At 51.6% G+C, this 213-nt stretch carries 1 rRNA gene; it reads left to right on the top strand.

Annotated elements, in window-relative coordinates:
- Window positions 1-213, top strand: a 16S ribosomal RNA gene (locus ACLGE8_RS22735); the annotation flags it as partial.

Genomic DNA, 213 nt, shown 5'->3' with positions numbered 1-213 from the left:
GGGAATATTGCACAATGGGCGCAAGCCTGATGCAGCCATGCCGCGTGTATGAAGAAGGCCTTCGGGTTGTAAAGTACTTTCAGCGAGGAGGAAGGCATTAAGGTTAATAACCTTAGTGATTGACGTTACTCGCAGAAGAAGCACCGGCTAACTCCGTGCCAGCAGCCGCGGTAATACGGAGGGTGCAAGCGTTAATCGGAATTACTGGGCGTA

It is taken from the genome of Kluyvera sp. 142486, assembly GCF_046569695.1.
Taxonomy (GTDB): domain Bacteria; phylum Pseudomonadota; class Gammaproteobacteria; order Enterobacterales; family Enterobacteriaceae; genus Kluyvera.
This window is presented reverse-complemented; position numbering and strand designations above follow the sequence as displayed.